The sequence below is a fragment of the Mycobacterium sp. 050134 genome (genome assembly GCF_036409085.1).
Taxonomy (GTDB): Bacteria; Actinomycetota; Actinomycetes; order Mycobacteriales; family Mycobacteriaceae; genus Mycobacterium.
The window spans coordinates 22835-43134 of the sequence record NZ_JAZGLV010000007.1 but is presented as its reverse complement, the minus strand read 5'-3'; the positions used below and the strand labels follow the sequence as shown (position 1 = coordinate 43134).

Annotated in this window: 18 protein-coding genes and 1 pseudogene; 12 read left to right on the top strand and 7 right to left on the bottom strand. The window is 67.8% G+C overall.

The genetic code is table 11. The features are described 5' to 3' along the window. Positions 1 to 68: 68 nt before the first annotated feature. Positions 69 to 986 (bottom strand): DMT family transporter, encoded by a 918-nt coding sequence (locus SKC42_RS09895; RefSeq protein WP_330964136.1) that lies wholly within the window; start codon positions 984 to 986, stop codon positions 69 to 71. Between the two features lie 176 nt (positions 987 to 1162). Beyond that, the gene (locus SKC42_RS09890; RefSeq protein WP_330964135.1) at positions 1163 to 2032 is read right to left on the bottom strand and encodes an oxidoreductase; all 870 of its coding nucleotides are present in this window, start codon (positions 2030 to 2032) and stop codon (positions 1163 to 1165) included. Positions 2033 to 2331: 299 nt separating this feature from the next. On the opposite strand from SKC42_RS09890, the gene SKC42_RS09885 reads away from it, so the two are divergent. The 6 genes from SKC42_RS09885 to SKC42_RS09860 all read left to right on the top strand — a co-directional run bounded on the left by SKC42_RS09885 (position 2332) and on the right by SKC42_RS09860 (position 10278). Beyond that, complete coding sequence (locus SKC42_RS09885) at positions 2332 to 3318, top strand: diacylglycerol/lipid kinase family protein (protein ID WP_330964134.1); 987 nt, start codon at positions 2332 to 2334, stop codon at positions 3316 to 3318. 487 nt (positions 3319 to 3805) lie between these two features. Continuing rightward, the gene (locus tag SKC42_RS09880) at positions 3806 to 7045 is read left to right on the top strand and encodes a thioester reductase domain-containing protein (RefSeq protein ID WP_330964133.1); all 3240 of its coding nucleotides are present in this window, start codon (positions 3806 to 3808) and stop codon (positions 7043 to 7045) included. Positions 7046 to 7070: 25 nt separating this feature from the next. Further along, entirely contained in the window at positions 7071 to 7979 is a 909-nt protein-coding gene (locus SKC42_RS09875) for a metal-dependent hydrolase (protein ID WP_330964132.1), read from the top strand. A gap of 15 nt (positions 7980 to 7994) precedes the next feature. Beyond that, entirely contained in the window at positions 7995 to 8918 is a 924-nt protein-coding gene (locus SKC42_RS09870) for an alpha/beta fold hydrolase (protein ID WP_330964131.1), read from the top strand. Positions 8919 to 8920: 2 nt separating this feature from the next. Then, positions 8921 to 10003: a PDR/VanB family oxidoreductase gene (locus tag SKC42_RS09865; protein ID WP_330964130.1), complete on the top strand. Its 1083-nt coding sequence runs from the start codon at positions 8921 to 8923 to the stop codon at positions 10001 to 10003. A 65-nt stretch (positions 10004 to 10068) separates the two neighbouring features. Further along, positions 10069 to 10278 (top strand): DUF3072 domain-containing protein, encoded by a 210-nt coding sequence (locus tag SKC42_RS09860; RefSeq protein WP_330964129.1) that lies wholly within the window; start codon positions 10069 to 10071, stop codon positions 10276 to 10278. Here the strand turns inward: SKC42_RS09860 and SKC42_RS09855 are convergent, their stop codons facing one another. Together SKC42_RS09855 and SKC42_RS09850 are read right to left on the bottom strand one after the other, a co-directional pair. Continuing rightward, positions 10279 to 11295, bottom strand: a complete 1017-nt coding sequence (locus SKC42_RS09855) for a YihY/virulence factor BrkB family protein (RefSeq protein WP_330964128.1) — start codon at positions 11293 to 11295, stop codon at positions 10279 to 10281. 229 nt (positions 11296 to 11524) lie between these two features. Beyond that, complete coding sequence (locus SKC42_RS09850; protein ID WP_330964127.1) at positions 11525 to 11875, bottom strand: hypothetical protein; 351 nt, start codon at positions 11873 to 11875, stop codon at positions 11525 to 11527. A gap of 102 nt (positions 11876 to 11977) precedes the next feature. Between SKC42_RS09850 and SKC42_RS09845 the strand changes: the two genes are divergently transcribed. The 3 genes from SKC42_RS09845 (at position 11978) to SKC42_RS09835 (ending at position 14530) form a co-directional block, all read left to right on the top strand. Further along, positions 11978 to 12406: a nitroreductase family deazaflavin-dependent oxidoreductase gene (locus SKC42_RS09845; RefSeq protein ID WP_330964126.1), complete on the top strand. Its 429-nt coding sequence runs from the start codon at positions 11978 to 11980 to the stop codon at positions 12404 to 12406. A gap of 532 nt (positions 12407 to 12938) precedes the next feature. Further along, positions 12939 to 13871, top strand: a complete 933-nt coding sequence (locus tag SKC42_RS09840) for a class I SAM-dependent methyltransferase (protein WP_330964125.1) — start codon at positions 12939 to 12941, stop codon at positions 13869 to 13871. Beyond that, entirely contained in the window at positions 13868 to 14530 is a 663-nt protein-coding gene (locus SKC42_RS09835; protein ID WP_330964124.1) for a class I SAM-dependent methyltransferase, read from the top strand. Before SKC42_RS09840 ends, SKC42_RS09835 begins: the two co-directional genes overlap by 4 nt. Positions 14531 to 14536: 6 nt before the next feature. Here the strand turns inward: SKC42_RS09835 and SKC42_RS09830 are convergent, their stop codons facing one another. Together SKC42_RS09830 and SKC42_RS09825 are read right to left on the bottom strand one after the other, a co-directional pair. Then, positions 14537 to 14872: a hypothetical protein gene (locus SKC42_RS09830; RefSeq protein ID WP_330964123.1), complete on the bottom strand. Its 336-nt coding sequence runs from the start codon at positions 14870 to 14872 to the stop codon at positions 14537 to 14539. 227 nt (positions 14873 to 15099) lie between these two features. Continuing rightward, a complete protein-coding gene (locus SKC42_RS09825; RefSeq protein ID WP_330964122.1) occupies positions 15100 to 15732 on the bottom strand; it encodes a chitin-binding protein in 633 nt (210 codons plus the stop codon). 359 nt (positions 15733 to 16091) lie between these two features. On the opposite strand from SKC42_RS09825, the gene SKC42_RS09820 reads away from it, so the two are divergent. Together SKC42_RS09820 and SKC42_RS09815 are read left to right on the top strand one after the other, a co-directional pair. Then, positions 16092 to 16805 (top strand): VIT1/CCC1 transporter family protein, encoded by a 714-nt coding sequence (locus SKC42_RS09820; protein ID WP_330964306.1) that lies wholly within the window; start codon positions 16092 to 16094, stop codon positions 16803 to 16805. A gap of 157 nt (positions 16806 to 16962) precedes the next feature. Further along, positions 16963 to 17352, top strand: a pseudogene (locus SKC42_RS09815) (acyl-CoA thioesterase domain-containing protein); the annotation flags it as partial. Positions 17353 to 17588: 236 nt separating this feature from the next. Here SKC42_RS09815 and SKC42_RS09805 read toward each other — a convergent pair. Continuing rightward, positions 17589 to 18209, bottom strand: a complete 621-nt coding sequence (locus SKC42_RS09805; protein WP_330964121.1) for a TIGR03085 family metal-binding protein — start codon at positions 18207 to 18209, stop codon at positions 17589 to 17591. A 104-nt stretch (positions 18210 to 18313) separates the two neighbouring features. Between SKC42_RS09805 and htpG the strand changes: the two genes are divergently transcribed. Beyond that, on the top strand, positions 18314 to 20248 hold the full coding sequence (gene htpG, locus SKC42_RS09800; RefSeq protein ID WP_330964120.1) for a molecular chaperone HtpG: 1935 nt from the start codon (positions 18314 to 18316) through the stop codon (positions 20246 to 20248). Positions 20249 to 20300: the final 52 nt, after the last annotated feature.

The window sequence follows — 20300 nt, the reverse complement described above, 5'->3', positions numbered from 1 at the left end:
GTCAGCGGCGCAACGGCTTTCGGGGTAGCGCATGCGACTTCGTCGCGCCGGCAAGGAATTTAAAGCGTTCAGGCCTTCGATGCAGCCTTGGGCAGCTCGTCGATTCTGACGTCACGCCCGGCGCCGGCCGCCATGGTGGCCGCCTCACCGCGAGCCAGGCCCACCGTCGCGACGATCACCACCACGGCCGCGACCGCCAGGACGAGCCACCCCGTGCCGTCGGCGTGCAGCGTCTCACCGAGCACCGTGATGCCAAGCACCGCAGCCACCACCGGTTTTGCCACGATGATGGTCGGCAGGGAGGCGGTCAGCGCGCCGGCGCGATACGCCGACTGATGAATGATCATGCCGGCCACCCCGGCGAAAACCCAGGCATACAGCTCGGGTGTCTGCCACAACCGCCCCGCGCCATGTTCGATCACGTCGACGACGCCCTTCATCAGCACCGAGAACACCGCCAACAATGAGCCAGCCACCGCGGCCAGCAGCAGCGCCGCGGCCGGGCGGTCAGACCAGATCTTGGCGCACACCAGGAACAGCAACAGCGGGGGACCCATCACGAGGGCCACGACCAGCCAGGAGGTGAGAGCGCCGTGCTCCTGGCCGCCCGCCGGCTGCCCGACCGCGATGACGACGGCCAACGCCGCGGCCAGCAGCACCGCCCACATCCACTCCTGACGGGTCACGGGATGACGGGTGAATCGCGAGTAGATCGGCAACGCGAACAACAGTGCGGTCACCTGCAGCGACATCACCAACAACACCGAGCCCTTGTCCAGCGCTGCGGCGAGCAGGCAGTAACTGGAAATGTCGCCCAAACCGCCCATCCACCAACGCTTGTCGCGCAGCAGCATGCCGAAGAGCGCCAAATGACCGACCGGCTTGTCCGTGACCTCCTGCGCGGAGCGCTGGCGGACCACATTGCCGACCGCGGATGCCAGCGCGGCGCACAGAGCCAAGAGCGCCGCGATTTCGGCCTTCGACATGGGTGACCTCCTCGCCGACGTCCGGCCCCCGGGCCGCACGTCCACCCACTTGTACTCGAATTTCTTATGTGTTTGCTGTGTCGTCCGGCTTCGCCCCCGGGTGCGAAGAACCGCCCCTCCAATCTAGCGGCGACCGACGGACTCGGCGCGTCGGCGGTGCGCAGGCAGCGCGCTCCTCAGAGGGGAAACTTGGTGCCGGTCAGCTGTTCGGACAGGTTCCATAGTGCTTCCGCGGTGGAGGCCCGCCTCGCCGGCCAGTTGCGCCAGGTTCGCTTCGTGGTGCCGTAGAGCCCGAATCGCGGACCGACGAAGGTGTCACCGGGAAGGTCCTGTGACGCCGCGTACAGCGTTTGCCGGGCACCGAAGTCGGCGTCGGTGGAGACGATCCGGTCGGCGGCCAGCACCAGGGCGTCGCCCAATTTGCGGCCCGAATTGCCTTGCAGGTTGGTGTGCGACCAGCCGGGGTGCGCGGCCAGCGCGCGAAGCGAGGAATCGGCGTCGGTGAGCCGTCGCTGCAGCTCGCTGGTGAACAGCAGGTTCGCCAGTTTCGACTGGCCGTAGGCCAGCCACGCCGAGTACCGCCGCTTTTCCCAGTTCAGGTCCTTGAGGCTGATGAAGCCGATGTGGTGCAGCAGCGACGACACCGTCACCACCCGATCGGTCAGCTTCGGCAGCAACAGGTTGGTCAGTGCGAAGTGACCGAGGTGGTTGGTCCCGATCTGTCCCTCGAAGCCGTCGACGGTACGGGCGAAATTGGTGGCCATGATGCCGGCGTTGTTGACGAGCACGTCGAGCCGATCCACCTCGTCGGCGAAGCGTTGCACCGACGACAGGTCCTGCAGGTCGAGTGGGCGGACCTCGACGTCGCCGGTCATGCGTGCGGCGGCGGCCGCGCCCTTGTCCGTGTCGCGTACCGCGAGGATGACGTGCGCACCGGCGCGGGCCAGCTCGCGGGCGGTCACCTCGCCGAGGCCGGCGTTGGCGCCCGTCACGACGACGGTTCGGCCGGCGAACGAGGGCAGGTCTGCTGCGGTCCAACCACGCATGCAGCCAGAGTAGCGTCGGAGCCCGTGTGCCGCTGGTGCGGCGGTCCGTTAAGGGTCCGGCGGGCAATGCCTTTGGCGGTTCGTCGCTTGGCAGGAGTGACCCGTCAACCGGCGTGGCCGATGCCGCTTCGGACCGCAGCCGTTCCGACGTGATCTCAGGCACGGATCGGACGCAGGTATGGTGCGGGGATGGTCAGCGAATCGCCGCATGAGTACCTCGGTTGCTCGCCGAGGGCTTCACGGCTCGGCCTGACGCGACCGCGAATCGTCGTTCTCCCTCGCACTTCCGGGGTCCCGGTATGTACCTAGGCGTCATCGTCAATCCGCTCGCGCGCAGGAACCGCACCAACCCGCAGCGCGCCGCCGACGTGCGACGCATCGTCGGGCCGTGGGGCGAGGTTTACGAAACCGCCTCCGTCGACGAGCTTCGCAAGACGCTCGGGCAGATTCATCCGCGGGTCACCCACCTCATCGGTGACGGGGGCGACGGGGCACTGCACTGGTTGATCAACGAAATGGAAGCCTGCGTCAGCGATCCGGAGAGCTGGCCGGCGTTCGTGCCCACCAACGGCGGCAGCGTCAACGCCGTCGCGCGCAAGGCCGGGGTGCGCGGCCGGGCCGACGCGATCATCCGCGCTCTCACGGCCGCCGCCGAGGCCGACCGTCCCCCGTCCGAAATGCGTTTGGACACGCTGACTCTCGACGGTGAGACCGCGGACGGCGAAACGTTCCACCGCCTGTGTTTCGGGCTGGCCGCCGGGGGCGTCGGCAACCGCTTCTACGACCGGTATTACGCCCACCCCGACCACAACCGAACCGCGGTGGCCCGGGTGATCGCCCGCACGTTCGGTGACTACATCACCTCCAAGGTCGCCCCGGGGCGCGTAAAGACGCCCAACTACGCGTCGGTGTTGTTCACGCCCACGCGGGCCCGCGTGGTGATCGACGGCGAAGAGGTGCCGACGCGGACGCACAGGCTGCTGCACGCCGGTGCCATCGACCTGCGGATCGGCGGCCCGCTCCGGCTGTTCCCCAAGGCTTCGGAGCCGGGGGCGCTGCACTTCCAGGCGGGCGAGATCAGACCCTCCCGGATCGTCGTGCAACTCCCCGCCGCCCTCACCAACGGCACGGTCCACGGCAAGCGGGTGCGCGACGTCAACGGCAAAGAGATGATCATCGAGGCGGTGGACGAGCCACTTTCGCCGATCATCGACGGCGAGCGGGCCGACGGGATCGTCCGGCTGGTCGCCCGTGCGGGGCCATGCATCCGCGTCGCCCGGACCTGACGCGCGCCCCGTCCAGGCCGGGCGCGGGCGGCGTGACCGGAGCCATATCTCCGACGGCCGCCGAATATGCCCCAAACGCCCAATCGGCATTTTTTGTTGCGCCCAGGTTTCGCGCGCCGCGTCAATGAAATCTTGCGGCGGGAGGCGAAAAACCAGCGCGCAAATTCCGCAATTGACCAAAGGCGCATTTGTGCGGTTCCGTATCTCAGTATCTCCGCATGAACGGCCTCTACCAGCACATATGGTCCGTACTGACGTACTGGGCTACTGATCTCAGTAGCCCAGTAATTGCATAATTGAGTCCTCTCCGGTCGAGAACTATGCCGAAGCTGTGAACCTTATGTGTACTGGCCTAAACGCCTGGAAAGGCTTTGCCGGGCACCGATCCGCGGGGCTACGCTCGGCTCTACGAATTGAGTGCGGTATCGCATTTCTTCATTTCTCAAGCGACCAGGACGACCATCGAGCGGAAGGGAGTGACTCCGACGTGGAGACGCTTATTGACTACCTGCGGATGTGGGAAGAGCGGCAGCCTGAGCGGACCCTCTACCGGTTCGTCGACGCCGGTGGCCGCGAACTTGAGCGCTACACCTACCGGAGCTTCGCCGAACGGACGCGCGAGCTTGCGGCCTACCTGTCCGCGGAGGCCCGCCTCCGTCCGGGTGATCGGGTCCTGCTGCTCTACCCGCCGGGCCTGGAAATGGTGGCGGCGCTGTTCGCGTGCGCGCGCATCGGGGTCATCGCGGTCCCGGTCAGCCCGCCCTTGCCGATGTCGTTCGAGGCCGGGCTCGCCAAGCTCAGCTTCATCGCGCGCGACTGCCAGGCGAAAGCCGTGCTGTCGACCAAGCAGATGGAACACGACTTCGGTATGCTGCTGGGCCACCGGCAGGGCGCGCTGCCCTGGCGCGACGCCGAGCGGCTCCCGGAACTGCCCTGGGTGGCGACGGACGGCGCGCAGGGCTTCGGCGGCGCAGCCGTCGCCGACACCCCGGGTCGCGTCCTGTTCCTGCAGTACACGTCAGGCTCCACCAGCGACCCCAAGGGCGTGGTGGTGAGCCACGCCAACGTCGTCGCCAACGCCTCGGCCTTCACCGAAAGCGAAGTGGCGGTGAGCTGGCTGCCCCAGCACCACGACATGGGTCTCATCTCGGCTTACCTGTTCATCTTGGTGATCGGTGGGACCACGCACGCCATGTCGCCGGAGGACTTCCTCAAGCGCCCGTCGTCCTGGCTGCGGCTCATCAGCGACGTGCGCGCGACGCACACGCCCGCTCCCAACTTCGCGCTCGAGTACTGCCTGCGCGAGGACAAACTGCCCAACGCGGAACTCGAGGGCCTCGACCTGAGCAGCCTCGAGTCCATGGTCATCGGCGCGGAACCGTTGCGTGCCAAGACCTTCGCCAGCTTCCGGCAGCGCTTCGCTCCTCATGGTCTGCGGCCCGACGCGGTCACCGGCGCCTATGGGCTCGCCGAGAACACGCTGATCGTCTCGCTGCGGGGTCGGCAGACCATCACCGTGAACAAGCGCGCATTACAGAACAACCTTGCGCGGGTCGAGAAGGCCTTGCCCGAGAACAACAACCAGGCGCCGCTGGTGAGCAGCGGAAAGCCCGTCGCAGGCAACGTGGTTCGCATCGTCGATCCCGAGTCGCGTCGAGCGCTCGGCGAGGGTCGCGTCGGTGAGGTCTGGGTCGCCGGCGCGTCCAAGGGAGGCGGGTACTGGCACCGCCCCGAGGCCACCGCGGAGGCGTTCGCGGCGCGCATCGCCGGCGACGACGAGCACACCTACTTGCGCACCGGCGATCTCGGCTTCCTTTACGAGGGTGAGCTTTTCGTCTGCGGCCGCACCAAGGACCTCATCATCGTCCGCGGCGTCAACAGCTACCCCGCCGACATCGAGGCGATCGTGGAACGGTCGGCCGCCCAGATCCGCAACGGCTGCGTCGCCGCCTTCTCCGTCGAGCGTGACCAGCAGGAGACGCTGGTCGTCGTTGCCGAGGTGCGGGACCCCGACGCACTTCCGGACGGCAAGGCCCTGGCGCGAGCGATCCGCCGGCACTGCCACATCGACCCGGACACGATCGTGTTCGTGCCCGCCCGAACCGTACCGAAGACCACCTCGGGGAAGATCAGGCGCGCGCAGACCCGACAGCTCTGGATGGACGGCATGCTGCCGGTACTGGCGAGCTACACGCACCTGACCCGCGAAACGCCGGCCGGCGGCGCCGGGCCGCTGGAACGCTTCCGCCACCTGATGGAGAGTTACGACTTGACCGGAGAGGAGGATTGCTCCTTCGCGGACCTGGGCATCGACTCGCTGGCGTTGGCCGAACTCCGCACCGACCTGCAGTCCCTGCTCGAGGAGCACGGCGCGGGCGAGCTCGCTGAGGACGTCAACACCCGGCTCCTGCAGCGTCTGACCGTCGCCGAATTCTTCGGACTGGTACGGCAATTCGGTGACGAAGCCGGGCAGCCGCTGGACGCACTGCGGCAGGCTTTGAATCAAATTTCCGCCAAAAACGAGGCGTATGAGAGCCTGCAGATGAGCACCGACGCGCGGCTGCCGCTGCCGGCGCTGCCGCCGGCCCGCGAGGGCGCCACCACCGACATCCTGTTGACCGGCGCGACCGGGTTCCTGGGGCCGTTCCTGGTCAGCAGCCTGCTCGAGCAGACCTCCTACACCCTGCACACGCTCATCCGCGCGACTGATGCGGAGCATGGCGTGGACCGGATCCTCGCCTCTCTGCGGCGGGCCCGGGTGTGGTCGCCGGCGCTGGAAACCCAGGTCCGGGCGCGCGTGCGCGTGATCTGCGGCGACCTGGCCGAGCCGAACCTGGGCCTGGATCCGGCGGCGTTCCAGCAACTGGCCGAGGACGTCCACGCCGTCGTCCACAACGGCGCCCTGGTGAACTACGTCCGAACCTACGACGCCCTGCGGCCCGCCAACGTCGGTGGCACGCATGAGCTGTTGCGGCTGGCCATGACCCGGCACCGCAAGGCGTTCCACCTGGTTTCCAGCACCTTCATCTACGGCTGGAGCGTGAAACCCGTGGTCGGGGAGGCCGATGCGAACGTCGAGATGAACGCGCTGGACTTCGGCTATTCGCAGACCAAGTGGGTCGCTGAGCAGCTCGCCCTGGCCGCGCAGCGCGCGGGCCTGGACGTGCGCATCTACCGGCCGTCGCTGATCTCGCCCACCGACGCGGGGTTCGGCAGCCAGGACGACATCCTGGTGCGCACTCTGGCATTTATGATCGAGCACGGCATCGCCGCCAGCGCGCTCAACCAGCTCAGCCTGCTGCCGGCGGACTTGATCGCGGACCACATCGTCGCGCTAATGGGCCTACCGGAGGATGCGGGCACGGTCTTCAACATGACCGCCGACGACTACTACAACCTCGCGGACATCACCCGGATCCTCTCGGAGCGCTACGGTTACCGCTTCTCCTACCACGACATCCCGTCGTTCGCGGAGCAGTTGAACCGCCGGTGCACGCCGCGCGACGCGCTCTACCCGCTGGTCGATTTCCTGACCCGCTCGGCCGACAAGATCGCGGCGATGCGGGACAAGCGCTACGGCAACGATCAGTACCGTCGGGCGCGCTCGCTCGCCAAGGTCCGGCTGCGTGAGCCCGCCCTCACCGACACGGTGGACAATCTCGTTCGGTTCTTGCGGAGTGAGCGCCTGATCACCGAGGCTGAGGCGGAGGCACAACGCAGTGCCTGATCGATCAGCACCGCAGGGGGCCGCCATGTTCACCGTCGATGACCAGGCCGCCGGTCCGCATGACGGGTCGTTCGACCACGAGCGGATCGTCCTGCAGGCCCGCGACGTCGAATTCGATTGGGCCGAGCTGCCGTTCTACTACGTGCCCAACGAGCCGTTCGCCACGCATTTCTGCAACGTCCTGCACCTGTTGTTGCCGGCTGGCGAGGAGTTCATCGTCGAGGCGTTCAAGAAGGCCTTGCCGCTGATCAGGGACGACCAGCTGCGGCTGGACGTGCAGGGATTCATCAGCCAGGAAGCTATGCACTCGCAGGCGCATTCGGGCGTGCTCGAGCACTTCGCGGCCCGCGGCATCGACGTGACGCCGTTCACCGACCAGATGGCGTGGCTGTTCTCCGAGCTGATCGGCGACCGGCCGCGTTGGAGCCGGCGGCGACGGGAAAGCTGGCTGCTCGAGCGGGTGTCCATGGTGGCGGCCCTCGAGCACTACACCGCCATCCTGGGGTCTTGGATCCTCAACACCCCGCAGCTCGACGCCGTCGGCGTGCATCCGGTGATGCTGGACCTGCTGCGCTGGCACGGGGCGGAGGAGGTGGAACACAAGGCGGTCGCCTTCGACACCATGAAGCACCTGCGGGCCGGCTACTGGCGCCAGGTGCGCACTCAGCTGTTGGTGACGCCGGCGTTGCTGTGGCTCTTCATTCGCGGTGTGCGGTTCATGCACTCGGTCGACCCGTACCTGCCGCCGGGGACCAAAGCGCGCTGGCGGGACTACTTCGGTGCCGCGCGGCGTGGTCTGGTCCCCGGGCCCTTCCAGTTCCTGCGGGTCATCGGCGCTTACTACTCGCCGAGCTTCCATCCTTCCGAATTGGGCGGTGTTGGAAGCGCGGTCGACTACCTGGCCCGCTCGCCCGCCGCCCGCGCTGCCCATTGAGCAGGAGGATTGTCGATGCCCACCATCCACGCGGGCCGGACCACGGTCACCGCATCGGACGGCGTCTCGTTGGCCGTTTACGCCTACACCGAGTTGGACCCGCGCCGCCCAACCGTGTTGGCGATTCACGGCTATCCGGACAACCACCGGGTGTGGGATGGCGTCGCGGCGACGCTCGCCGGCCGATACAACTTCGTGGCCTACGACGTGCGCGGCGCCGGTGAATCGTCTACGCCGCCAAGCTGTTCGGGCTATCGGCTGGCCCAGCTCGTCGCCGACGTCGGCGCGGTGATCGACAGCCTCGGGCTGGGCCGCGTCCACTTGATGGGGCACGACTGGGGCTCGATCCAGGGCTGGGCCGCGGTCACCCACCCGTCCGTCATGGGCAAGATCGCGTCGTTTACGTCGATCTCCGGACCCCACCTGAGCTACGCGGGCCGATTCCTGCGGTCGGCGCGCACGCCGCGCTCCGCGGCCGACGTGGCCAAGCAGTTGCTGGCCTCGTCGTACATCTGGTTCTTCCTGTGCCCAGGGTTGGCCGAGTTGGCGATCCGCACCCGCGCGACGGTGAAAGTCTTTGACGCCGTGGAACGTATCGGCGGTTCGAGCGCTCAGCGCGGCGCCGCCTACCGGTCGATCGGCGGGTACCTCAGCGGGCTCAACCTGTACCGCGCCAACATGCCCGCGGCGCTGTTCGCCGACCGAAAGCGGCTACCGCCGACGGACGTGCCGACGCAGGTATTGGTGGCACGCCGGGACTTCTTCGTATCGCCCGCGCTGCAACGGTTCACCGGCTCGATCCCGACCGGTGGCCGGGTGGTTCCCATCGAGGGCGGGCACTGGGTGGTGGCGTCACATCCCGAGGTCATCGGCCGGTTCACCGGCGAATGGATCGACCGGACCGTCGACGGCATCGACAGCCACGTTCAGGGGGCGTGAGCATGACAGCAGCACAAAGCATTTGGAGCAGCAGACCCGCCGACCTGTACGGCCGGCGGAAGCGTGACCTGGCGTACACCGCGTTGTGGGGCGTGGGCACCGTGTTCGGCGGTCTGGCGTCCGCGTCCCGCTGGACGCCGTCGCGGGTGTTGCCGGTCGAGCGGACGAACGTCGCGGTGGTCACCAAGCGCGAACGGCTCGGCCCCGACGTGATCGCCTTGACATTGGCCGACCCGCAGGGCGGATTGCTGCCGTCCTGGACGCCGGGCGCGCACATCGACGTCGGGCTCCCCTCGGGCCGCCGACGCCAGTACTCGCTGTGCGGCCCGCCCGCCCGGCGCACCGATTACCGCATCGCGGTGCGCCGGATTGCCGACGGCGGGGGCGGTTCCATCGAAATGCACGACACTTTCGACGTGGGCGACACGCTCGAATTCGAGGGGCCGCGGAATGCGTTCTATCTCGTCACCGACGAGCGCGACCTGCTGTTCGTCATCGGCGGGATCGGGATCACGCCGATCCTGCCGATGATCAAGGTCGCCCATCAGCGCGGGATGAATTGGCGGGCAATCTATGCGGGACGCAGCCGAGACGCCATGCCGTTGCTGGACGAGGTCTTGTCGGTCGACTCCGAGCGGGTGAGCCTGTGGGCCGACGACGAGCACGGCCGTTTCCCGACCGCCGACGAGCTGCTGGCCGATGCCGGGGCGGGGACGGCCGTGTACGTGTGTGCGCCGACCGCCGTGCTGGAGGCCGTGCGGGCGGCGCGCGACCAGTTCGCCGATGCGCCATTGCATTACGAGCGGTTCGGCCCGCCGCCGGTGGTCAACGGGAACCCGTTCGAGCTGGAGCTGGCCCGGTCGGGACGGGTGCTCAGTGTGCCGGCGAATCGATCGGCGCTGGCCGTGATGCTCGACCGTGACCCGGCGACCGCCTACTCCTGCCAACAGGGGTTCTGCGGCACCTGCAAAGTCAAGGTGTTGGCGGGCGAGGTCGAGCGCCGCGGACGCGGCGGCGAGGGCGATGGCGACATGCTGGTGTGTGTGTCGAGGGCGAATTCGGACCGCTTGGTGATCGACGCCTAAGCGCACCCAAGTCCATGTTTCGAACGCACGTGCGATGGATATCCCTCGGTGCGGAGGTGACGGACATGGACAACAACACACGACAGGCCCCGCAGGAAACCCCCGAAAAGGACCGTTCCGAATGGGTGACCGGCGACGAACCGATGACCGGACCCCAGCGCAGCTACGTCCACACGCTGGCCCAGGAGGCCGGACGGGACGTGCCCGACGAGATGACGAAGGCGGAGGCGTCGGCGCTGATCGACGAGTTGCAGCAGCAGACGGGGCGGGGTTGATCAACCGGCGGGCCGGGTGGGGGTGGTCGGTACCGTGGGTACCTGCGCCTGGTCCGCCTTCCGGGCAAGGTCGCCGAACTTCACGCTGACGCGCTGAAAGCCTTTGACCCGTTCGGCTTTGGCCTTCTTCGTGTATGTCTTGCGGTCGGCCACCGTGAGGTCGGCGTCGTCGCTGAAGGTTGTGAGTAAGGCTCGAGGGTAAAGCCGTTCCACGAGTACGACATTGATCTCCGCGCACAGCACCAGCGTCGATGAAACCAGGAAGAGGAAACCCATCAATCCGAGCACCAGCGCGAAGACGCTGTTGGTGGCGCTGGCGCTCTTCACCGTGTGGCGCACATAACCGGCACCGAACCACTGCAGGATCTGCCAGACGACGGCCGCCGCCAGTGCGCCCGGCACGACCTGACGATAGGTGAGTTCGCGCGCGGTGGTGACCCGGAAGGCCGCCAGGCAGATCAACGCGTTGATCGTCACGGCAGCCAGCGCCAGGCCGATCCTGCCGCCGACGCCGAGCGACCCCGTCGCCTGCCCCATCGCCGAAACGACGGTGGCGGCGAGCGCCGCCGAGCCCAGCACCAAGAGCAGCAGCAGGCTGCGCACCCGCGACCGAATCAGGTTGGGCCGCTTGTTTCTCGGCACGGCCCACACCGAGTCCATCGCGTTTTGCACCGCCTGCCCGACGCCCAGGCCACCGTAGAGCGCGCCCGCGACTCCGACGATCACGGCCACCGTTCCTCCGCTGAGTCCCTGTGGCTGGTGCAATTGGTCGCCGATGACGGGAAACTGGCTCAGGGCGCTCTGCAACACCTCGTGTTGCGGGTCGGGCCGTCCGGCAAGCACGACGCCGAGGCCGGTGGTCAGCAGGAGCAGCATCGGAAACAGCGATACGAATCCGTAATAGGTGATCAGTGCGGACAGGTAGCCGCCCTGATCGTCGAGGTACTTGTAGATGACCGCGATGATCACCCCGGCGGCGCGGTTGCGTCGCTGCAGTCTGTCTAGCCAGCCGACCATCGGCGATCACTTCCTTCCTGCGGAAGCGGACACCACAAATGATTGGCGGAGTCATACCCGAATCGCCCAACCGTCAATCGCGCCGCGCGCGGCGCCCCGGCCGGGGCGCCGCCGTTCACGCCGTGGCTCGGGTGCGCGGCGCCGTGGCGGGGCCCGGGGCTGCGTCCGCTACAGCCACTTGACGATGCCCTCCTGGACGTCGCAACGCAGGTCGAACAGCGTGCTCGCGTCACCAGGTGCTGGTCGCCAGCCCCGTGATCAGCAGGGCGTGGTCGACCAGCCCGCGCCACTCGGACATGGCGGCCACGGTGTGGTGGACGGCGGCGTTGGTGGCGATCACCATCAACGTCGCTCGGACCGGTGGCCGGGTCAGCACGTCGATGTCGTTGACCATCGCGCTGCGGCCCTTCGTCCGCTGCAAGACCCACGACAGCGCCACGCCGACGGCGTGGGCGATCGCCAGGGCGATCACCGCCCAGGCGACGTTGAGGGCGATGTGGTCGCGCTGTGGAGCGGGATCGCTTTGGGCCTTGCCCGGCCTGCGGGCAGAAGAACGTTTGCGGCAAAAGGGATTTCGCAAAGAGACCGATGTGACGGCGACCGCGATGAGGGCCGTCGCTGGCGGACTGGGCGGCTCGTGCGGGGATTGTCGGGGTCGGCGTTGGCATGCCACGATGGCGGAATGAGCGACGACGACTTGGGTACGGAACGCGACTTCAACCAGCAGAACATCGACGAATTCCGCCGCAACGGCGGCAAAGTCGGTGGTCAGTTCGAGGGCTTCCCCCTGTTGCTCTTGACCTCGACGGGTGCGCGAAGCGGCGCCCCGCGGGTCAACCCCGTCGCGTATTTCGACATCGACGGCAAGATCTACGTGGTCGGCTCCGCGGCGGGCCGCGACAGCAATCCTGGATGGGTGCACAATCTTCGCGCCAACCCCAGCGTGACAGTTGAGATCGGCTCGGAAGGCCCCAAGCCGGCGACCGCTCGCGAAGTGTCACGCGCGGAGCGGGATTCGATCTATCCGATCGTGGTGGAGCGGGCGCCCGGGTTTGGTGAGTACCAGGAGCGCACCGATCGGGTCATCCCGATCTTCGAGTTGGCTCTCTGACATCGGTGTCGCTGCGCCATTTCGGCACGCGAACGGGTTGGTCGGCGGAAAATGATGAAATCGTTGGATACGGAAGTGGGGTAGGCGCGATGCGTCATCGACGACGGTTCGCACTCGGGGCTTTCGCGCTGGCGTTGGGCGTGTTGCCGGCGACCGGGCTGGCGGCGCCCGCGGTCAGTCGGGCCGACAACTGTGCTCCCGGCTGGGTTTGGAATCCCAACACGAACCAATGCGAATTCTGGCTCCCGGCGGCGAACGGGCCCGGTGGGCCGGGCGGCCCCGGGGGGCCGGGTGGCCCCGGCGGACCGGGGGGCCCCGGCGGACCCGGTGGACCGGGCGGCCCCGGACCGCGGTAGCCGTTCGCGCTCCAACCGCAGAAATGGCGGCTCTTGCCGCGCATCACGACAACCGCGCTGATCTCGGCGCCGAAAAAGTGGCCGCAGACCGCACCGGCGGCGCCGCCGGAACCAATCACGCCCGCCGGTCGTTATGGTGGCTAAGTATCCCTACTTCCGATTTGGAGAGCAGGCGCATGCCACGCACAGACAACGACACCTGGGATTTGGCCAGCAGCGTTGGCGCGACGGCCACGATGGTTGCGGCCGCCCGCGCGATCGCCACTAGAGCCGACAACCCGGTGATCGACGACCCGTACGCCGAGCCGCTCGTGCGTGCCGTCGGCGTCGACTTCTTCACCCGCTGGGCCACCGGCGAGCTCGTCGGCGCGGACGTCGACGCCGAAGACGCCCCCTGGAAGCTCGAGCACATGCCCGACGCGATGGCCGCGCGGACGCGCTTCTTCGACGCGTTCTTCGAGGCGGCCACCCGGGCGGGCATTCGCCAGGCCGTGATCCTGGCGTCGGGCCTCGATGCGCGCGCCTACCGGTTGGCCTGGCCGGACGGCATGAAGGTGTTCGAGGTGGATCAGCCCCGGGTGATCGAGTTCAAGACGACCACCCTGGCCGGCCTGGGCGCCGCCCCACGAGCCGAGCTGCGCACGGTCGCCGTCGACCTGCGAAACGACTGGCCAAAAGCGTTGACCGAAGCGGGTTTCGACAAGACGCGGCCAACCGCGTGGATCGCCGAGGGGCTCTTCGGCTACCTGCCGCCGGAGGCACAAGACCGGCTGTTGGACAACATCACGGCGCTCAGCGCCGACGGCAGCCGGCTCGCCTGCGAGGCGGTCCCGAACATCCCGGAGGCGGATCAGGAACAGGCCCGCGCAGCGATGCAGGAGGCCGCCGACAAATGGCGTGAGCACGGGTTCGAGTTGGACTTCTCCGAGCTCGGTTACGAGGGGGAGCGCAACGACGTCGCCGACTATCTGCACGGCCTGGGATGGCAGACGGTGGGCACGCCGATGGCGGAGTTGCTGGCCGACAGCGGTCTCGCCGCGATCCCGCGCCAGCACGATTCCGCGTCCATGGCCGACACCGTCTACTACTCCTCGACGTTGAGCAAATGACGGCCCCGCGCCGGGGGTTCAACGGTGCGGTCACCCGGCTGTTCGGTCTGCTCGCCCCCGTATACGACCTACCGGTACTGCAGCAGTGGATCTACCGTCCTCCGCACGACGAGGTGATCGCCGCGCTGCGCGCGCACGGATCCCGGCGCATCGCGGACATCGCTTGCGGCACCGGCATTCTCAGCGATCGGATCCAGCGGGAGCTAGGCCCGGCGGAGATGTACGGTGTCGATATGTCCGACGGCATGCTCGGTCAGGCGCGCGCGAGGTCGGACCGGGTCAAGTGGCTGCGTGGACCCGCCGAGCAACTCCCATTCGATGACGGGACCCTCGATGCCGTCGTGACCACCTCGGCATTTCACTTCTTCGACCAACCGGCCGCTCTCCAAGAATTCCATCGGGTGCTCGCGCCCGGCGGCCTGGTCGCCGTAGCGGCCCTCAGCACGCGGCAGGCGGCGCTTCAACCCTCTGGAGCGAATCGGTGGAAGCCGCAACACAATCCATCGCCGGCCGAGATGCGCGCCTTGTTCGAGGGAGCGGGATTCGCGATCCGCGATCAGCACCGCATTTCGCGGCCGGTCTGGACGCGGATCGTGTCTGATCTGATCACGGTCGGGATTAAAGAGGCCGGGACCGAAGGCGTCGGGACCAAAGGCTAAGTACCGTCAGGCGACCCGGACGGCCGATTCTCGCCGCGTCCGGGGTGCCGTCGCGGGTCCCGCGAGCGAACGCGGCTCACCGCCGCCGACATACACGACCCGCAGCGATCCGTACCCGGGGTTGACTTGCACGGCAGGGAGCGCGCGCCGTGGCGCGGAGCGCCGACGATCAATGGTGCCGATGTAGTCGACCGCGATCCACCCCGCGCCGCATAGGGCCAGCGCAACACCGAATTGCAGCGGCGACCCCACGGCCAGCGCCGCGAAGGCGCAGGTGCCCGACACGACGACGAGCGATATCGCGCAGGTGTGCAGCACTTTGGCCAGGCCCTTCGACATCATGGTCCCTTCTTGGCGCCAGCTCGACAGTGCAAGGTGCAACGTAATTCGTGACCTCATTGTTTCGTGATCGAGACCACGCGGGCGAGGGCCGGAGAGCACGCCTTTCACATGGCGTAGGGCCCACCGGTGAAGGCCGAAAGTCCCACGGGAGAATCGGGTGTGAACGCACAACGGCCGCCTCACCATTCGGCGAGGCGGCCGTCCTGCGAACTAGCTTCTGGGCCTCTTTACAGCGGGATCCACACCCCGAAGAACCAGAAGCCCCACTGGTTGAATCCGGGATCCCACACGGGGGTTTCCTGGTAGCCGTAGTAATTGATCGGGCCATAGCCCCAGGGGCCACCGGGCGGCGGCAGCGGCCTGTCCCAGGCCGGCCTTGGCGGCTCACCCGGGCCCCACGGCGCCGGCCCGTCTCCCCACGGTGCGTTGTGGAAGTAGCCCCGGTGGGGATCGCCGTGCCAGCCGCCCGGTCCGCCGGGTCCGCCCGGTCCGCCCGGGCCCCCGGGTCCGCCGGGTCCGCCCGCATGACCGGGTCCGCCCGGAGGGCCACCCGGACCGCCGGGTCCGGGACCGCCGGGACCACCCGGCCCGCCCGGGCCACCGGGATGACCGGGGCCGCCGGGTCCGCCCGGAGGGCCACCCGGACCGCCCGGTCCGCCCGGTCCCGGGCCACCGGGACCGCCCGGTCCGCCGGGACCCGGCGCGGTGGGCGCGAGGAAATCCGCAGGCGGAGCGCCATGGCCTCCGGCGGGAGCGGGCCCACCGGGCGCGGCGGATGCCGCACCGGCACCCACGCCGAGGGCGGCCGCGCTCAGCGCGCCCGCAATGGTTAGCCCCCCGACCAGTTGCTTGTATTTCATGGTCCTCACCCATCTATTAGGAAGTTTCTGGACACGTGACCCCCCGACACAGCCGACGCTATATAGCTTGCCTATGGATAGGCTTTGAAAGGCCCATGTGAAACTTTTGGTTCGCCCGGGTCTGCCGCGTCAACCTGTGATTACCCTCACCGAAACGCCCGCCGCCCGGCCTTGCATCCACGGTTTTAGGGTGGGCTGCGGGCCACGCGCGCATCGAAAGCCGTGGCTGCACACCAGATGTACCTATGGGCGTCGACGCCGCCCGGTCAAACGCAATTACGCAGCTAGACGGCCTTTGGCAAGGCTTGGTTTGCTGGTCGGCCGCCGCCCGGGTCGCTAGGGTTTCCGGCGTGTCTAACGTGTCGAATACGTCGCACCCCGCCGAACCCCACGAGGGGTCGGTATCGTCGAAGCTGAACTGGTTGCGCGCGGGAGTTTTGGGCGCGAACGACGGGATCGTCTCCACGGCCGGAATCGTCGTCGGGGTTGCCGCGGCAACGGCGCTGCGCAGCCCCATTTTGACGGCCGGAAGCGCCGGGCTGGTCGCCGGAGCGGTATCGATGGCGCTGGGGGAGTACGTGTCGGTCAGCACCCAACGTGACACCGAGAAGGCGCTGCTGATCAAGGAGCGGCAAGAGCTGCGCGATGATCCGGCGGCCGAGCTGGACGAACTCGCCGCGCTGTACGAGGCCAAGGGCCTGACGGCGGGTACCGCGCGTACCGTCGCCGAGGAACTCACCGACCACAACCCGCTGCTTGCCCATGCCGAGGTGGAACTCGGCATCAATCCCGACGAGCTGACCAACCCGTGGCAAGCCGCCTTGTCCTCGGCATTCGCGTTTTCGATCGGGGCGTTGTTGCCATTGATCGCCATCCTGGCGCCGCCGACGGCCTGGCGGATCCCCGTCACCGTCGTGGCGGTCCTCATGGCGTTGGTCATCACGGGGGTGGTGTCGGCGGGTCTGGGGGGAGCGCCAAGGGGCCGGGCCGTGGTCCGCAACGTCATCGGCGGCGGCCTGGCGCTGGTTATCACCTATGCGATCGGTCATCTGGTCGGCGCGGCCATCGGCTGATGTGCGCCATCCCCGAATGCGATTCGGGTTCAGGCGCTTTGCCCAGAACGACGGGAGGCGTCGCGGCACGCAGGCGCGAACTGTAACATCTACTGTTGCCGTTAGCCGCCCCGCGCGGGCCCGGAGGCGGCCCCGAAGGTCTCATGAAGGTCGTGTAGTGACTGAGCCGAACACCGTGGCCGACGAAGTCCACCCCGCGGAGCAGCCGCCATACTTCCGGCGAGACGAAAACCGCTTCGTGCCAACCGAAGTCGCGCGCGGAGGGTGGGGCCCGTCGCTCAGCGGTCACGTGGTCGGCGGGCTGCTGGGATGGGCGGTCGAGCGCGCGGTGGACGACCCGCAGCTGCAGCCCGCTCGATTGACCGTCGACTTGCCCCGGCCGACCACGCCCAAGCCAATGGAAGTGCACACCACCGTGCACCATGACCGGCGCCGGCTGCGGCTCATCGAAGCCGTCCTCGTCCAGGGCGGCGCCCCGGTCGCGCGGGCGAGCGCGCTGTTCTTGCGGCGCCCGGCTGGGGGGTTGCAAAACCCGATCATCACGATGCTGCGGCGACGGGAGGTCGCTTTCGGCGACCCGCAGACGGGCGAGCGCGTCTGCGTCGTGTGGTACCGGAGGCGAACCGCGAAGTATCGCTGGAATCGTTGGTCGAGCGCTGCCGCTCGTGGGGCGTCAGCCGCTGCAAGCACTCCGAGCGTCTCGTGCTCGTCGACGAACTGCCCCGCAACCACTTTCGGGAAGGTGCTGAAGAAAGACTTCCGCGCCGCGTTCGGCTGACCCCGCTAGAAACCCTTCGGCGCGTCGCGAACCGCCTGCACGGCCGCCGGGTCGCCCTCGAAGTCGACGCGCGCGTCGCGCCCGACGGCAAAGAGCAGCAACTCCTCGGGAAGGCCGGTCACGGTGACCGCCGGCCCACGCCCGGCGGTCAGCACCGTCTTGCCTTCGGGAGTGCGCAAAGCCACCCGGCCGGGAACCTTGGCGAGCGTGAGCCGGGCCATCAGCGGGAGCGTGCGGCGCAGCATGGCGACGAGCTTCTGCTCGAGCACCCGCGGCTCCCAGTCCGGCTGCGCGCGGCGCACGTCCTCGTGATGGATGAACATCTCGGCGACGTTGGCCACGGGGTCGAGGAGCTTGAGCGGCGAGTACAGCGGTGGCCCGGACGCGACCTTGGTCAGCAACCCGTCCCAGTCGGTCCGCTCGGCCTCTTCGTTCTGCACCTTCTCGGTGTGGGCGGCGAAGAAGGGAATCAGGATCCCGGCGGCCGCGTCGGGGCGGTACTCGCGGACGACGAGGTGGGCGGCCAGGTCCCGCGTCTTCCAGCCTTCGCAGAGGGTCGACGCGTCCGGCCCGACGCCGCGCATGGTGTCGACGAGGGCGGCGCGTTCGCGTTGAGCAACAGACATCTGTCCAGGGTACGGCCGACGGTATAGGCAGTGGCGGTCGCCGGGCTTGAACGACTCGGTAAATTTGGGGAGGTCAAGTCCTGCCGGGAAATGAAGGGAATCGCATGAACGCGCGTGTCGAGCAGTTGGAGTTTCAGGCTGAGGCGCGGCAGCTGCTGGATTTGATGGTCCATTCCGTCTACTCCAACAAGGATTCGTTTCTGCGGGAGCTGATCTCGAACGCCTCCGACGCCCTGGACAAGCTGCGGCTCGAGGCCCTGCGCAACAAGGATCTCAACGTCGACACGTCGGATCTGCACATCCAGATCGAGGTGGACAGGCAGGCGCGCACTCTGACCATTCGCGACAACGGCATCGGGATGACGCGCGGCGAGGTCGTGGACCTGATCGGCACGCTGGCGAAGTCGGGCACCGCCGAGCTGCGCCAGCAACTCAGGGAGGCCAAGAACGCCCAGAACGCTGGGGCGTCCGACGAACTGATCGGCCAATTCGGGATCGGGTTCTACTCGAGCTTCATGGTCGCCGATAAGGTCGAGCTGCTGACCCGCAAGGCGGGGGAGAGCGAGGCCACCCGCTGGGAATCGAGCGGCGAGGGCACCTACACCATCGAATCCGTCGACGACGCCCCGCAGGGCACGTCGGTCATCCTCCATCTCAAGCCCGAGGACGCCGAGGACGAGCTCCACGATTACACATCCGATTGGAAGCTTCGGGGCCTGGTCAAGCAGTACTCCGATTTCATCGCGTGGCCCATCCGGATGGAGGTCCAGCGGCGCATCCCCGCGGAGGAAGAGGGCGGCGAGGAGACGGTCACGACGGAGACCGAGACGCTGAACTCGATGAAGGCGCTGTGGGCGCGCCCCAAAGAAGACGTCTCCGACGAGGAGTACCAGGAGTTCTACAAGCACATCGCGCACGCCTGGGATGATCCGCTCGAGATCATCGCGATGAAGGCCGAGGGCACGTTCGAGTATCAGGCTTTGCTCTTCATCCCGTCCCACGCGCCGTTCGATCTGTTCAACCGCGACGCGAACACCGGCATCCAGCTCTACGTCAAGCGGGTGTTCATCATGGGCGACTGCGACGACCTCATGCCCGAGTACCTGCGCTTCGTCAAGGGGGTCGTCGACGCGCAGGACATGTCGCTCAACGTATCCCGCGAGATCCTGCAGCAGGACCGGCAGATCAAGGCCATCCGCCGGCGGCTGACCAAAAAGGTTCTCTCCACCATCAAAGATCTGCAGTCCGAGCGGCCGGACGACTACCGCACCTTCTGGACGCAGTTCGGCAGGGTCGTCAAGGAGGGTTTGCTGTCGGACACCGACAACCAGGAGACGCTGTTGCAGATCTCCTCCTTCGCGACCACGCACAGCGATGAGGAGCCGACCACCCTCGCCGAGTACGTGGGTCGCATGAAGGAGGGCCAGAACCAGATCTTCTACGCCACCGGGGAGACCCGCCAGCAGATCCTGAAGTCACCGCACCTCGAGGCGTTCAAGGCACGGGGCTACGAGGTCCTGCTGCTCACCGACCCGGTCGACGAAGTGTGGGTGGGCGTGGTGAGCGAGTTCGACGGCAAGCCGCTGCAGTCGGTCGCCAAGGGCGAGGTGGACCTGGACGCCGAGGCGGAGACCAGCGAGGCCGAGCGCGAAGAGCGGCAGAAGGACTTCGCCGACCTCCTGACGTGGTTGAAGGAGACGTTGGCCGACCACGTCAAGGAGGTGCGGCTTTCTACCCGCCTGACCGCGTCGCCGGCCTGCCTGATCACCGACGCCTTCGGCATCACCCCGGCCCTCGCGCGCCTCTACCGGGCGTCCGGGCAGGACATTCCCGTCGGCAAACGGATCCTGGAGCTCAACCCGGACCATCCGCTCGTCACGGGTCTGCGCCAGGCCCATCAGGACCGCCCCGACGACCCCGCCGTCGCCGAGACCGCGGAATTGCTCTATGGCACAGCCCTTCTCGCGGAGGGGGGTGCACTGGAGGACCCGGCCCGGTTCGCTGAGCTGCTCGCCGATCGCCTCGCCAGCACGGTGTAGGGCCGGCGACTGCCGTACCCGTCTCGCCAGCAAACGGGCGGTTGGGTCGATT